9 protein-coding genes are annotated in these 15,083 nt (G+C 65.4%); 2 read left to right on the top strand and 7 right to left on the bottom strand.

The features are described 5' to 3' along the window. Position 1: 1 nt before the first annotated feature. From AC0AII_RS03935 to lepA, 4 genes are all read right to left on the bottom strand, one after another. On the bottom strand, positions 2-1,549 hold the full coding sequence (locus tag AC0AII_RS03935; protein ID WP_490446206.1) for a glutamate synthase subunit beta: 1,548 nt from the start codon (positions 1,547-1,549) through the stop codon (positions 2-4). A 1-nt stretch (position 1,550) separates the two neighbouring features. Beyond that, positions 1,551-6,125 carry a glutamate synthase large subunit gene (gene gltB, locus AC0AII_RS03930; protein ID WP_490446205.1) on the bottom strand — a complete coding sequence of 1,525 codons (4,575 nt, stop codon included), beginning with the start codon at positions 6,123-6,125 and terminating at the stop codon, positions 1,551-1,553. A gap of 123 nt (positions 6,126-6,248) precedes the next feature. Continuing rightward, positions 6,249-7,592, bottom strand: coding sequence for a radical SAM family heme chaperone HemW (gene hemW, locus AC0AII_RS03925; RefSeq protein ID WP_490446204.1), 1,344 nt, complete (start codon positions 7,590-7,592; stop codon positions 6,249-6,251). 4 nt (positions 7,593-7,596) lie between these two features. Then, positions 7,597-9,474 (bottom strand): translation elongation factor 4, encoded by a 1,878-nt coding sequence (gene lepA / locus AC0AII_RS03920; protein ID WP_490446203.1) that lies wholly within the window; start codon positions 9,472-9,474, stop codon positions 7,597-7,599. A 145-nt stretch (positions 9,475-9,619) separates the two neighbouring features. On the opposite strand from lepA, the gene rpsT reads away from it, so the two are divergent. After that, positions 9,620-9,880, top strand: coding sequence for a 30S ribosomal protein S20 (gene rpsT / locus AC0AII_RS03915; RefSeq protein WP_024627969.1), 261 nt, complete (start codon positions 9,620-9,622; stop codon positions 9,878-9,880). Positions 9,881-9,919: 39 nt separating this feature from the next. Here the strand turns inward: rpsT and AC0AII_RS03910 are convergent, their stop codons facing one another. From AC0AII_RS03910 to AC0AII_RS03900, 3 genes are all read right to left on the bottom strand, one after another. Continuing rightward, entirely contained in the window at positions 9,920-10,714 is a 795-nt protein-coding gene (locus AC0AII_RS03910; RefSeq protein ID WP_490446202.1) for a trimeric intracellular cation channel family protein, read from the bottom strand. A 183-nt stretch (positions 10,715-10,897) separates the two neighbouring features. Next, positions 10,898-12,025 (bottom strand): branched-chain amino acid aminotransferase, encoded by a 1,128-nt coding sequence (locus tag AC0AII_RS03905; protein ID WP_463428187.1) that lies wholly within the window; start codon positions 12,023-12,025, stop codon positions 10,898-10,900. A 187-nt stretch (positions 12,026-12,212) separates the two neighbouring features. Then, positions 12,213-12,836 carry a 50S ribosomal protein L25/general stress protein Ctc gene (locus AC0AII_RS03900; RefSeq protein WP_045924467.1) on the bottom strand — a complete coding sequence of 208 codons (624 nt, stop codon included), beginning with the start codon at positions 12,834-12,836 and terminating at the stop codon, positions 12,213-12,215. A gap of 235 nt (positions 12,837-13,071) precedes the next feature. On the opposite strand from AC0AII_RS03900, the gene AC0AII_RS03895 reads away from it, so the two are divergent. Next, entirely contained in the window at positions 13,072-15,081 is a 2,010-nt protein-coding gene (locus AC0AII_RS03895; RefSeq protein ID WP_490446201.1) for an AMP-dependent synthetase/ligase, read from the top strand. Positions 15,082-15,083: the final 2 nt, after the last annotated feature.

Raw genomic sequence — 15,083 nt, 5'->3', positions numbered from 1 at the left:
ATTAGCGTGGGCGCTGGTCGCCCGCAGGCAGGGCCATGGCGCGCTCATCGGCCCGGATGGGAGCAGGCAGTTCGGTGGCGCCGGTCAGATACCGGTCCACGGCCGCTGCGCAGGAACGGCCCTCGGCCAGGGCCCAGACCACCAGGGACTGGCCACGTCCGGCATCGCCGCAGACGAAGATGCCGTCACGTTCGGTGGCATAGTCGGCATCCCGGGCCACGTTCCCGCGTCCGTCCAGCCCTAGGCCGGTCTGTCCGGTCAGAGTGGCCGTCTCGGGATGGGCAAAGCCAATGCTGATCAGCACCAGGTCGGCAGGCAGGATCCGCTCGGTGTCGGGATGGGGGATGATTCGGTCCTGATCGTCACGGCTGACATCCACCACGCGAACGCCGCGCACCCTGCCATCATGGTCTTGGTCGAAGCCGGTGGGGGCGCTGGTCTGGTCCAGGTTGACCCGGTCATCGGAATCGTCGCCCAGATACTCCAGGCTGTCCACCGCATACTCATAATGGCCGCCCTCCTCCATGGAGGAGGTGGGATTGTAGAGCCGGGCGTAAGTGGGCCAGGGCCGATTATCGGGCCTTGAGGAGGGCTCCCGGGAACGGATCTGCAGGACGGTGACCGACTTGGCGCCCTCTCGCAGGGCCGTGCCCAGGCAGTCCGACCCGGTGTCGCCGCCGCCGATGATGATGACGTCCTTGCCGGCGGCATCGATGTTGTTGATGGGCTCGCGGCCCATGAGTTTGCGGGTGGGGTCGGGCAGGAAGTCCATGGCGTAGTGGATGCCCTTCAGCTCCCTGCCGGGAAGGTCCACCCGCCGGGGATCGGTGGAACCGATGGCCACCACCAGGGCGTCATAGCGGGCCCGCAGCTGGTCCCAGCCTAGGTCCCGGCCCACCTCGACGCCGGTGCGGAATCGGGTCCCCTCGGCCTCCATCTGCTCCAGCCGGCGGTCCAGCAGGGATTTCTCCAGCTTGAAGGCTGGGATGCCGTAGCGCAGGAGTCCGCCAATGGCATCGGCGCGCTCATAGACCACCACCGTGTGCCCGGCCCGGGTCAGCTGCTGGGCGCAGGCCAGCCCTGCAGGACCCGACCCGACCACGGCCACGGTCATGTCAGTCAGCCGCTGGGGCGGCCTGGGCTTGACCAGGCCCAGGGACCAGGCCTGGTCGATGATGGTCTGCTCGTCCAGCTTGATGGTGGTGGCCGGCTGGTGGATGGAGAGCACGCAGGAGGACTCGCAGGGAGCCGGGCAGATCCGTCCGGTGAACTCCGGGAAGTTGTTGGTCAGGCTCAGCCGTTCGTAAGCCTCCTCCCAACGGCCCCGTGACAGCAGGTCGTTGAACTCGGGGATCAGGTTGCCCAGGGGGCAGCCGGTCATGCAGAAGGGGGTGCCGCAGTCCATGCAGCGCGCGGCCTGCTCGGCGGTCCAGGGCCCGGGGCCAGTGGACTGATGCACGTCGCGCCAGTCCTTCAGGCGTTCAGCGACCGGGCGCTCGGCCAGCTCGTGCCGGGTGCGTACCTTGAGGAATCCCTTGGGGTCGACCATATCAGTGCGCTCCTTCCATGACCTGGGCGTAGGTGGCGTCCCAGACGCCGGGCTCGTTGAAGTCCACCTGCTCGCGTTCGGCCTCTTCCATGGCCTTCTTCATGGCCAGATAACGACGGGGAACCAGATGGGTGAACCGGGCCAGCGCGCTCGGCCAGTCCTCCAGCAGCCCGGCCGCAGCCTTTGAGCCGGTCAGCCGGACATGCTCCGCTATCAGTTCCTTGAGCATGGCCGCCTGGCCCTGGTCGGGCTCCAAGGCCAGCAGGGAGCCGTCATTCCAGGCTTGCGGATTGAGCCGGGAGGTGTCCATGTCCAGCAGGTAGGCATCCCCTCCCGAGAAGCCAGCGCCGAAGTTGCGTCCTGTGGGGCCCAGAACCACCACCAGGCCGCCGGTCATGTACTCGCAGCCGTGGTCGCCCAGGCCCTCGACCACGAAACGGCCGCCCCCGTTGCGTACGGCGAAGCGCTCCCCGGCCCGGCCGGCCACGAACATGTCGCCCGAGGTGGCGCCGAATCCGGCTACGTTGCCGCAGATGACGGTCTGGTGCGGATCGAACCTGACGCCTTGGGCAGACTGAAGGATCAGACGGCCGCCGGACAGGCCCTTGCCTGCATAGTCGTTGGCCTCGCCGATCACCCGGATGGTCTCGCCCCTGGGAATGAAGGCGCCCAGGGATTGACCGGCAGAACCGGTCAGCGTGATGTCCACGGTGTTCGTTGGCAGGCCGGCGGCGCCGTATTGGCGGGTGATCCTGTAGCCCAGCATGGTGCCCACGCTGCGATTGACATTGCGTACGGTTGTCTTGATGGCCACCGGCCGACCCTCGTCCAAGGCATCGACGGCCTGGTTGATCAGATCCACATCCAGGGACTTGTCCAGTTCGTGGTCCTGGGCCTGCGTGTGGTGCAGCACTGTGCCCGGGGTGGGCCCCGGCTTGCGCAGGATGGCATCCAGGTCGATCCCCTGGCTCTTCCAGGTGCGCACGGAGGGGTCCCGGCGCAGGCACTCCACGTGGCCGACTGCCTCCTCCAGGCTGGCGAATCCCAGGGAGGCCAGAATCTCCCGCACCTGACGGGCCATGAACATGAAGAAGTTGACCAAGTCCTCGGGCCGACCGGTGAAGCGCGCGCGCAGCTCCGGATCCTGGGTGGCTATGCCCTGGGGGCAGGTGTTCTTGTGACAGGCCCGCATCATGACGCAGCCCTCCACCTGCAGCGCCGTTGTGGCGAAGCCGAACTCCTCGGCCCCCAGCAGGGCGGCTACGACCACGTCGCGGCCGGTCTTGAGCTCCCCGTCGCACTGGACCACGATCCGCGAGCGCAGGTCGTTCATGACCAGGGTCTGCTGGGTCTCGGCCAGGCCCAGCTCCCAGGGGGTGCCCGCGTGCTTGATGGCGTTGAGCGGGGCCGCTCCCGTGCCGCCGTCCTGGCCCGAGATGAGGACCACATCGGCATGACACTTGGCCACGCCCGCGGCCACGGTTCCCACCCCGTGCTCGGAGACCAGCTTGACGTGGATGCGGGCTTGGGGGTTGGCCATCTTCAGGTCGTGGATCAGCTGTTTCAGGTCCTCGATGGAGTAGATATCGTGGTGGGGCGGAGGCGAGATGAGCTCGACCCCGGGTGTGGAGCGTCTGACCTGGGCGATCCATGGCGGGACCTTGGCGCCGGGAAGGTGACCGCCCTCCCCCGGCTTGGCTCCCTGGGCCAGCTTGATCTGCAGGTCCGTGGCCGAGACCAGGTAGTCGCTGGTCACCCCGAACCGTGCCGAGGCCACCTGCTTGATGCGGCTGGTCCTGGCAGGGTCTGCAATCCGGTCCGGGGACTCGCCGCCCTCGCCCGAGTTGGACCGGGCTCCCAGCCGATTCATGGCCAGGGCCATGGTCTCATGGGCCTCCTGGGAAATGGACCCGTAGCTCATGGCGCCGGTGGAGAAGCGGGTGACGATGGACTCGGCGGGCTCCACCTGGTCCAGGGGTATGGGTGCCCTGTCGGAGTGCAGCTCCATGAGGCCGCGCAGGGTCATGCCCTGCTTGGCCGCCGCGTTCACATGGTCGGTGTAGGCCCGGAACAGCCCGTAGTCCCCTCGCTTGGTGGACTGCTGGAGCAGGAAGATGGACTCAGGATCGTTCAGGTGGTCCTCGCCGGTGCGCCGCCAGTGGTAGTTGCCGCCGGTCTCCAGGTCATGCCCGGATCCGGCGGTCCACTCAATGGGGTAGGCCACCCGATGGCGCTGGGCCACCTCGGCGGCGATCTCATCAAGCCCTATGCCGCCCACCAGGGAGGTGGTGCCGGTGAACCAGCGGTCGATGACCTCCTGGCTCAGCCCGACGGCCTCGAAGAGCTGGGAGCCCCGGTAGGACATGATGGTGCTCACGCCCATCTTGCTCATGATTTTCAGGACCCCGGTACTCAGGGCCCGGACCAGGTTGGCGGAAGCCTTTTTGGCGTCCACATGCAGGTCGCCGCTGTTGGCCAGGTTCTCCACCGACTCCAGAGCCAGGTAGGGGTTGACGCAAGCGGCGCCGTAGGCGATCAGCAGGGCCACATGGTGGACCTCGCGCACGTCGCCGGCTTCCACTGCCAGGGAGACCTGGGTACGGGTGTGCCGACGGAGCAGGTGGTGCTGGACGGCCCCGGTCAGCAGCAGGGAGGGTATGGGCCCCCAGATGTGGTTGGAATCCCGGTCAGAGAGGACAAGGACATTGCAGCCCTCCTCGATGGCCCGATCCACCTCCCCTTCAATGGCCTCCAGACGTTCCTCAAGAGCCTTGCCACCGCCGGCCACCTGGTAGAGACCGCGAATCAGACGGGGGCGGAAACGGCCTTCCAGGACCGGCGCCCGGTCCAGGCGCTTGATCTGCGCCATCTGGACGGAGTCCACCACAGGCAGATCGATGTGGATCTTCCAAGCGTGCTCGGGGGTGTCCTCCAGAAGGTTGGGCTCAGGCCCAATGGCCGAGGCGATGCTGGTCACCAGTTCCTCGCGCTCCCAGTCCAGGGGCGGATTGGTGACCTGGGCGAACTTCTGGGTGAAGTAGTCGAAGAGCATACGGGACCGGCGTGAGAGCACGGCAATGGGCGCGTCATTGCCCATGGACCCGATGGGCTCGCCGCCGGTTTCAGCCATGGGCCCCAGCAGCATGGTCAGGTCCTCCCGGGTGTAGCCGAAGGCCTGCTGCCGGCGGTGGACCGAGATGCGCGAATAATTGACATGTTCGCGCTCGGGCAGGTCGTCCAAGCGGACAGTGCGTTCGGAAACCCACTTCCTGTAGGGGTGCAGACCGGCCAGCTGGCGCTTGATCTCGCGGTCGGGCACGATCCGGCCCTCTTTGGTGTCGGCCAGGAACATGCGTCCAGGCTCCAGCCTGCCCTTGGCGACGATGGACTCCTGGGGCGTATCCTCCAGGACGCCCGCCTCCGAGGCCAGAACCAGGTGGCCGTCCTCGGTCAGCTGCCAGCGGCCCGGGCGCAGGCCATTGCGATCCAGCTGGGCACCCACCAGGGTTCCGTCGGTGAAGACGATGGCCGCCGGGCCGTCCCAAGGCTCGATCAGGGCGTCGTTGTACTGGTAGAAGGCCCTCAGGTCCGGATCCATGCCCGGATCCTGCTGCCAGGCCGGAGGCATCATCATGGAGACGGCGTGGGGCAGGGACCGCCCGGCCAGGTGGAGCAGCTCCAGGGTCTCGTCAAAGGTGCCCGAGTCCGAGGCTCCAGGGGTGTTGACCGGCAGCAGCGGGGCCATGTCCCCCAACAGCTCCGAGCTCAGCTTTCCCTCGCGGGCCGACATCCAATTGCGGTTGCCCTGGATGGTGTTGATCTCCCCGTTATGGGCGATCATCCGGAAGGGCTGGGCCAGGGGCCAGGAGGGGAAGGTGTTGGTGGAGAAGCGGGAGTGGACGATGGCCAGGCGCGCCTTCATGGCCGGATCGCTCAGGTCGGGGAAGAAGCCCTGCAGCTGCTTGGTGGTCAGCATGCCCTTGTAGGTGACGGTCCTGCAGGACAGGGAGGCGAAGTAGACGCCCAGCTCGTGCTCGGCCCGCTTGCGGACCCGGTAGCCCAGCCGCTCCAGGTCCAGTCCTCCGCGGCTATCCGGCCCGGCGTCGCACATGATGGGCATAAGGAATCTGGGCATGGAGGCCAGAGCCTGCAGACCCAGTCCGTCAGGATCGGTGGGCACCGCCCGCCAGGCCAGGACGCGCAGCCCCTCCTGGCCCGCAATCGAGGCGATGGCCTCCTCCTGACTGGCAGCCTGAGCCGGATCCCTGTCCAGGAAGGCCATGCCCGCCAGATAGTGGCCGGCTTCAGGCAGATCCCGGTAGACCCGGGTGCGCATGAACTCGTCAGGCATGGAGAGCATGATGCCGGCGCCATCGCCGGTGTTGGGCTCGGCACCCACGGCCCCTCGGTGGTCCAGGTTGACCAGGACGCGGATGCCCTGCTCGACGATCAGTCTTTCATCCCGTCGGTTCATGGTGGCCACCATGCCGAAACCGCAGGCATCGTGTTCCGTATCAGGGTCATAGAGCCCTTGCGGGCCGTGAACGTGCAGATCGAGAGGGGCCGTGAATGACACCGCAATCACCTCATTCGTGGACGCGGGCGGGGCCGGCATGCTCCACCCTTGAAGAGCCTGGTCATTGGTGAATCAACAGAATAATGCATCCACAGGTGACATCCGTGTAACGTTCCGCGGTGTCTAACGAATTCCTACCGCCTCCAGGACCTGATCGATGACCAGATCGTTGAGCAGGCGGCCCCGGCGGGTCACCTGGATTCTGTCACTCACGGGCAGCAGGAGCCCCTGATCGACCAGATCCTCGAGGATCTTCGGATCGGCCGGACGACCCGCCTGCCTGGTCAGCCGGTCCAGCCCCAGGCCTTCCGGCAGGCGCAGGGCCAGCATGACCGTCTCCTCCAGGTCCTGCCTGAAGCCCAGAAGCTCCGCATCCTGCCAGGGCACATGTCCGGCATCCATGGCGGCGGCCCAGTCCCTGGGGTGGGCGATGTCCCAGGAGCGAATGGCCCTGGCTCGCCGCTCCCCCAGGCCAGGCTCCGGCGAAAGCCACCAGTGCGCCCCGGAATCGGCCTCCTGCGCTGCCGCTGTTCCTGTGGCCCTGAACCCAGGCGAGACGGTGGACATGGGCTCCTGTTCCCGGGCCTCTTCTGCCGGTGCCATGCCTGTGTCCTGGCCTTCCAGAGCACGATAGTGGGAGTGGGCGCCTGGCCCGATGCCGGCCCAGTCCACGTTGTGCCAGTAGCCCAGGTTGTGGCGGCTCTCCTGGCCGGGTCGGGCCCAGTTGGAGATCTCGTACCAGTAGAGGCCTGCCTGGGAAAGCATGTCGTCGGCCATCTCGTACTTGGCCGCTTCGTCATCGTCGTCAGGGGCGGGCAGCTGGCCCCGGCGCACGGCTCGGCCCATCTTGGTGGTGGGTTCCAGGGTCAGGGCGTAGGCAGAGACATGGTCCACGCCCAGGTCCAGAGCCGCCTGCAGGCTGGTCCGCCAATCCTCAAGCCGCTCCCCCGGCGTTCCGTAGATCAGGTCCACACTGGCCCTGAGCCCCAAGTCCTTGGCGGCGGCCACATCTGTGGTCACATTGGCCGGGGTATGGGTGCGGTCCAGGGTGGCCAGGACGCTGGGCACCGCTGACTGCATGCCGAAGGACACCCGGTTGATGCCGCCCTTGAGCAGCTGCTCCAGGTAGGCCCGATCCACGGTGTCGGGGTTGGCCTCGGTGGTGACCTCGGCCCCAGGGGACAGCCCCCAAAGGTCGGCCACGGCCTCGACCATGCGCACCAGATCCTGGGCAGGCAGAATAGTGGGCGTGCCTCCGCCGAAGAAGATGGTGGACACGGGCGGCTCTATCAGACCTCGGGAGGTCTGCCAGTCGCGGACCATGCGCATCTCCTGGATGGCCAGGTCGGCGTAGTGCTCCCGGCTGGCGCCCCCGCCCAGGTCCCGGGCCGTGTAGGTGTTGAAGTCGCAGTAGCCGCAGCGGCGCATGCAGAAGGGCACATGGATGTAGACCTGGTAGGATCCCACCCGTTCAGCCCTCCTTCTTGGCGGCGGCCCGGATCTTGTCCTTGGTGTCCCGATCCTGGGCCTGGCCGGTGCTCAGGGCTGCGATGAAGGCTTCCTGGGGCACCTCGACATGTCCCAGCATCTTCATGCGCTTCTTGCCGGCCTTCTGCTTCTCCAGCAGCTTGCGCTTGCGGGTGATGTCTCCCCCGTAGCACTTGGCCAGCACGTCCTTGCGCAGGGCGCTGATGGTTTCCCGGGCGATGATCCGCGACCCTATGGCGGCCTGGATGGGGATCTCGAACTGCTGGCGCGGGATCAGCTTGCGCAGCTTCTTGGTCATCATCACCCCGTAGGCGTAGGCCTTGTCCTTGTGGACGATGGCTGAGAAGGCGTCGATCTTCTCCCCCTGGATGAGGATGTCCACCTTGACCAGGTCGGCGGACTGGGTGCCGTCGGGCTGGTAGTCCAGGCTGGCGTAGCCCTTGGTCCGGCTCTTCAGCTGGTCGAAGAAGTCGAAGACGATCTCAGCCAGGGGCATCCGGTAGTGCATTTCGACGCGCTCGGGGCTCAGATACTCCATGGTCCCCATCTGCCCGCGGTGGTCCTGGCAGAGCTCCATGACCGGTCCGATGAACTCCTTGGGTGTGATGATGTCGGCGCTGACCACCGGCTCCAGAATCTGACGAACCTTGCCATCGGGGAACTCGCTGGGGTTGGTCACCGTGTGCTCGCTGCCGTCCTCCATGGTCACCTGGTAGGTGACGTTGGGAGCCGTGGCGATCAGGTCCATGCCGAACTCCCTGCTCAGGCGCTCGGTGACGATCTCCATGTGCAGCAGCCCCAGGAAGCCGCAGCGGAAGCCGAAGCCCAGGGCCACCGAGGTCTCCGGCTCATAGACAAGGGCGGCATCGTTGAGCTTGAGCTTGTCCAGGGCGTCGCGCAGTTCGGGGAACTGGGCGTTGTCGATGGGGAAAAGCCCGGAATAGACCATGGGCTGAGGGTCCTGATAGCCGGGCAGAGGCTCCTTGGCCGGGTTGGCCTCGGTGGTGACCGTGTCGCCCACCTTGGACTGGCTGACGTCCTTGACGCCGGTGATCACATAGCCGACTTCCCCGGCACCCAGGGCCTTGGTGGGGGTCATGTCCGGGCTGATCACCCCCAGCTCGATGGGGTCGTGCACGGTCGCCCGGCCCATCATGCGGATTTTCTGCCGCGCCTTGAGCTCGCCGTCCACCATCCGGATATAGGTGACGATCCCCCGGTAGGAGTCATAGACCGAGTCGAAGATCAGCGCCCGGGCCGGAGCCTTGGGATCCCCTTTGGGGGCCGGCACCTGGTCCACGATCCGATCCACCAGCTCACGAATCCCCTGGCCGGTCTTGCCTGACACCCGGAGCACCTCATCCGTGGAGCAGCCGATCAGGTTGGCGATCTCCTCGGCGTGCTTGTCCGGCTCGGCCGAGGGCAGGTCGATCTTGTTGAGGACGGGGATGATGGTCAGGTCATCCTCCAGGGCCATATAGAGATTGGAGAGGGTCTGCGCCTCGATGCCCTGGGTGGCGTCCACCAGCAGAACCGCGCCCTCGCAGGCCTCCAGGGCCCGGGACACCTCGTAAGTGAAGTCCACATGGCCCGGGGTGTCGATCATGCCCAGGGTGTATTCGACGCCGTCCTTGACCCAGGGCAGGCGAACGGCCTGGGACTTGATGGTGATGCCGCGCTCCTGCTCGATGTCCATCCTGTCCAGGAACCGGTCATGCATCTCGCGCTTGGGCACGATCCCGCTCAGCTGCAGGATCCGGTCGGCCACCGTGGATTTGCCGTGATCGATGTGGGCGATGATGCAGAAGTTGCGGATCAGCGATTGGTCGGTGAATCCTGGTTGGTTCTTGGCTTCCTGCACCGGTCTGCTCTCCTCACGTACGTCTGGTCTAACGATTCTAGACGATGCCCTGGGCCGAAGCGCCCGCCTCTGGCGGATTCTTCTCCCGGTCGGGTGCTACTATGGTGGGTTGTCTGTACAGATACATTCATCGTTTGGAGCAACATTGGCAAACATCAAGTCGCAGAAGAAGCGGGTCATCACCAACGAAAAGGCGCACCTGCGCAACAAGGAGGTCAAGAGCGCAATCAAGACCTCAGTGCGTTCCGTGCGCAAGGCCGTGGATGCCGGTGACAAGGAGGCCGCTCAGGCTGCCTTCCAGGTGGCCGCCCGCCGTCTGGACAAGGCCGCCGGCAAGGGTGTGATTCACCGCAACCAGGCCGCCAACCGCAAGTCCGGTCTGGCCAACGCCGTCAACGCCCTCTGAACCGGGTGCCCAGAAGGGCCGGTGATCCAAGCGCTTGGATCACCGGCCCTTCTTCGTATCCGGTTTCCGGTCGGTATCCTCGTCGGTGTGCTTGATGGTGACACTGATGTTCGACCGGCCACGCATCAGATGACGGATGGCCCTGGCCAGCTGGGCATCGTTGAGCGGCAGCCGGGCCGAGCGCCGGTCCACCGCCCCAGGCACCAGAATGTTGAATTTCACCGAGATGATGCGCAGGACGACCACCAGGGCCACGATGGCCAGGTCCAGGGCCATGTCGACCCGGGCCGGATAGAGCCCATGCTGCTGGGCGCGCGTGGAGGCCAGGGTCAGCATGCAGCCGATCAGGGAGGGCAATGCATACCAATGCTGGTCCTGGATGACCGCAGGCACCTGGTTGAGGAGGATATCTCGCAGCAGGCCGCCAACCAGGGCCGTGGCCATGCCCATGAAGATGGCCGTCATGCCGCCGGTTCCGCACATCAGAGCCTTGGCGGTCCCGTTGACGGCGAAGGATCCCAGCGCCATGGCATCGGTGACCAACATGGACCAGGTCATCCTGCTGATTTCAGGATGGGCGACAGCCACCACCAGGCCGGATGCCAGGGTGACGATGACCGAGCCCTTGTCGGTGATGCCGCTGGGCGGCACCTGACCCAGAAGAACGTCTCGGACCACCCCGCCTCCCAGGGCACTGATCCAGGAGACCAGCAGAATGGCGATGATGTCGTAGCCCTTGCGCACGGCAGCCAGGCCACCCGAAAGCCCGCAGCTGAATATGCCCAGGTACTCGATGACCATGAAGATCAGGTTCCCCTCCAAGGCCGTCTTCATCCCGCGCTGCTCCTCCCGGAATCGTCCCGCACTCAAGTCTGTCTATAGATTAGCCAAGCACAGAGCTGAACAGGCCGGTGATGTGCGCAAGGCCACAAATATGAAGGAAGGCGACCCAAGGCGAAACGTCGCCCTGAAGTCGCCTTCCATTCAAGACCTGTCAGGCAGGAATGGGATCAGCGCTCAGCAGACCTTCCACATCCAGTCGTGCGGATCCTCGATCTCGCCCAGCTGGATGCCCAGGAGCTCGTTGCGCAGGTCCATGGTGACCTTGCCTGAGCCACCGTCGGCCACCTGGACGTCGAAGTTCTCGGACTTGAAGCGCCCGATCGGGGTGATGATGGCAGCGGTCCCGCAGGCGAACACCTCGGTGACCTCGCCGGAGCGGATGTCGTCCAGCAGGGTATCCAGGCGGATCATGGTCTCCACCACGTCACGACCGTGGTCCTGGGCCAAGGCGATCAGGGAGTTGCGGGTGACGCCGGGAAGAATGGTTCCGGTCAGGCTGGGGGTCTCCAGGTGGCCGTCCTTGTGGACGGTGAACATGTTCATGCCGCCCAGCTCCTCCAGGTAGGTCTTGGTGGCCGCGTCGACGAAACAGACCTGCTCGCAGCCATGCTCGGCGCCGCGGTTCTCACCCAGCAGGGAGGCCGCATAGTTGCCGCCGCACTTGGCGAAGCCGGTGCCGCCGGGGCCGGTGCGGAACCACTTGTCCTCCACCCAGATGCTGACCGGCTTGACCCCGCCGGCGAAATAGGGTCCCGAGGGCGAGGCGATGACGCAATAGTCCACCGCATGCGGAGCGCGCACGCCCAGGAAGGGCTCGGAAGCGAACATGTAGGGGCGCATATAGAGCGTGTACTCACGCCGCCTGGGCACCCAGGCCGCGTCACGGCGGACCAGGGCCGCGACCGATCCCAGGAAGTCATTGGGCTCAAGCGGGGGCAGGGCCAGACGCTTGGCCGAATTGTAGAAGCGCTGGGCGTTGGCATCGGGCCGGAAGAGCCAGATGGAGCCGTCGTCGTGGTAGTAGGCCTTGAGTCCCTCAAAGGCCTCCTGGGCATAGTGGAGCACCGAGGCCCCCGGATCCAGACTGAGCGGTCCGTAGGCCTCAACCCTGCGATCCTTCCAGCCGTCGTCCGAAGTCCAACCCATGTGGGTCATATTGTCTGAGAAGAGCTGGCCGAAGGCGGGCTTGTCAATCAGTCGGGCACGCTCCTCGTCAGAGGCGGGATGATCGTTGGGAATGACCTTGAAAGCGTCCGCCAACTCATTGAGTGCCTTCGGGTCGTGATGTGATTGCTCTGCCATTGTCTACCACTTCTTCTTGCTACTGTATTTGGTTGCTCGGGTGCGATGCTTATGGCGATGCCCGGTACCCGAACTATCGCATAGGCACACCTTGACCTGTTCAAGACATTTCGCATAGTGACCGTCATACGCAAAAAGGCCACAGGATCCTGATGACCCCATGGCCTTGCACAACGAACCTCTAAGCTCACTCGCTCTGGGCGTCGGCCTCCGGAGCGGCTTCCGCATCGGCCTGTTCGGTCTCCTCGGTGGGGGTCTCCAGGCTCTCCTCCTTGGGGATCTCGACGGAGACGATGGATTCCTCCATATCGTCGATGATCAGCTCGGAGCCCTCGGGCAGCTTAACATCCTTGGCCAGGATCCTGTCGCCCTCGGACAGGCCCTCCACACTGATGTCGATGCGCTCGGGCAGGTTGGACACGTCGGCCCGGACCTGCAGGTTCTGGGTGTCGATCAGGGCCACGGCGGCGCCCTTGGTCTCGCCGCTGACGAAGACGGGCACCTCCACGGTGACCTTCTCGCCTGCGCGGACCTCATAGAAGTCGATGTGCTCCACCTGGCGCTTGACCGGGTTGCGCTGCACGTCCTTGACCACGGCCGTCTTGGTCTGCCCGCCGAAGCTGATGGAGAAGAGGGCGTTGGCGCGGCGCAGGGCCAGAGTGGTCTCGCGCATGGGCAGCTTGATGTAGTCGGGCTGGGCGCCGCCGGCGTAGATGGTGGCGGGAATCTGCTGGGCCACGCGCATGCGGCGTGCCGCCCCCTTGCCGAATTGGTCGCGGACTTCGCCCTCGAGCTTAATGGTGTTAGCCATGTTGGCTTCCTTCCTTGTCTAGTTCCTCAAGACCGACCTGGGCCGGTCCTGGCGCATCGCCGCGTCGGATTCCGGACCGCCCATAAGGAAAGGCCGCCGATGATCCAGCCGAGTCGATAACGGAGGCCATGAAGCCTCCCTCGCCAAAGCAACGTGCCTACTTTAGCACCGGGCCCTCCCTTCTCCAAGTAGGCGGCTATTCTGGACATATCCCGCGATTATTGAAGGAGACAACGTGTCGTTACTAGCATCGGTCAAATCTTTTGTGGCACACCAGGTGGGTCATGGGGAGGGACCGACTGGCGAACAGGCCGCGGATCCGTCAGGTGCCGCCCAGGAAGCCCTCGCCCTGCCCAATACGCATTTCTGGTCAGCTGACTACGCCACCACCACGCGCATGGATCCGGCCTCGGGGCTGCTCTCGGCCACCACCGCCGGCATGGGACCGGTGCCTGACGACATGACCGTCTATGACATCTACGCTGATCGGGCCCGCCGTACCCCCGACCATCCGGTCCTGCACTTCGTTGAAAACGGCAGCTGGACCTACCGGACCGGCCGAGAGATCCTGCACGACATCAGGACCACCGCCAAGGGCTTCATGCACTACGGGCTGAAGAAGGGCGATGCCGTGGCCTTCATGTGCAGGACCAGCTATGAGTGGGACATCGTGGATGCCGCGGTCCTGTCCATCGGCGGGATCATCGCCACCATCTACGACACCGATTCGGCCGAACAGATCCGATTCATCGTCAACAACTCCGACGCCAGGCTGCTGGTGGTGCAGACCACCGAGATGCGCGCCAAGGCCGAGGGGGCCGACAAGGAGTGCCCCACCCTGGAGCGGATCGCCTGCCTGGAGTCCGGGGCCCTGCAGGAGCTGCAGGCCTACGGGGAGTCGGTCAGCGACGCCGAACTCGACGAGCGGATCAACTCCATCCGCAAGACCGACCTCTGCTCCATCGTCTACACCTCCGGTTCCACAGCGGCGCCCAAGGGCGTGGAGATGACCCATGAGCATTACTGCCAGCTGGCCAGGAACCTGAACGCCTTCATCCCCAATCTGACCCATGACCCGGATGGATCCATCCTGCTCTTCCTGCCCCAGGCCCACACCTTCGCCCGGGCCATCAGCTACGGGGTCGTCTACGGGACCATGCAGGTGTACATCTCCTCCGGGCTGGCCACCCTGCTGTCCGACCTGCAGGAGTCCAAGCCCACGGTCATCATCGGCGTGCCCAGGGTTTTCGAGAAGGTCTACAACGCCGCATCCCAGAAGGCCGGGCATGGCATCAAGGGCAGGATCTTCAACGGGGCGGCCCGGGCGGCACGAACCTACATGGAGGACATCTCCCGCAAGGGCTGGCCGACCAAGCGCAGCGCCCTGCGGCGAGCCATCTATGACCCGCTGGTCTACGCTTCCCTGCGCCAGGTCCTGGGCGGACGGGCCAAGTGGATCGTCTCCGGAGGCGCTCCCCTGGATCCTGAACTGTTGGGGTTCTTCCGTGGCGCCAATGTTCCGGTCTATGAGGGCTACGGCCTGACCGAGACCACCGCACCCTGCGCCTTCAACCCCCTGGGCACCCCCTACCACCGGGGCTCAGTGGGCATCCCCTTCCCGGGATTCACCATCCGCATCGCCTCAGACGGCGAGGTGCAGATCAAGGGCGTCTGCGTATTCCACCGCTACCACAAGAATGAGGAGGCCACTCGTGCATCCTTCACCGAGGACGGCTGGTACGCCACAGGCGACCTGGGCCGGCTCTCCCGCGACGGGTTCCTCTTCCTGACCGGGCGAAAGAAGGATCTGATCATCACAGCTGGCGGCAAGAACGTCTCCCCCGGGCCCATCGAGGAGGTCATCGAGCGCTCCGAGATCGTCTCCCAGGCCCTGGTTCTGGGCGACAAGCGTCCCTTCATCTCGGCCCTGGTCACCCTGAACGAGTCCGCCCTGCGGCCCTGGCTGGCATCCAAGGGACTGGATCGCAACATGTCCCTGCAGGAGGCGGCCCAGAACGCCGTGGTCCGGGCAGAGGTCCAGGAGTATGTGGACCGGGCCAACGAAGGCGTCTCCCGGGCCGAGTCAGTGCGCAAGTTCATCATCCTGCCCGAGGAGTTCACCCAGGACAACGGGCTGATGACGCCATCCATGAAGGTGATCCGGCCCAAGGTCATCGAGCGCTACGCCGACCTTCTGAACACCCGGATGTACACAGCCAAGCGCACCCCGGCACCCCGCCGCTGAGT

It is taken from the genome of Bifidobacterium sp. VU/mBH4 (B4) (assembly GCF_058199535.1).
Note: the sequence above shows the minus strand (reverse complement) of the source record. Positions and strands in the feature narration are given on the sequence as shown.

Coding starts and splice junctions, on each gene's coding strand:
- AC0AII_RS03935 (WP_490446206.1), bottom strand. CDS start 1,549: ATGGTCGACCCCAAGGGATTCCTCAAGGTACGCACCCGGCACGAGCTG.
- AC0AII_RS03910 (WP_490446202.1), bottom strand. CDS start 10,714: ATGAAGACGGCCTTGGAGGGGAACCTGATCTTCATGGTCATCGAGTAC.
- AC0AII_RS03905 (WP_463428187.1), bottom strand. CDS start 12,025: ATGGCAGAGCAATCACATCACGACCCGAAGGCACTCAATGAGTTGGCG.
- AC0AII_RS03900 (WP_045924467.1), bottom strand. CDS start 12,836: ATGGCTAACACCATTAAGCTCGAGGGCGAAGTCCGCGACCAATTCGGC.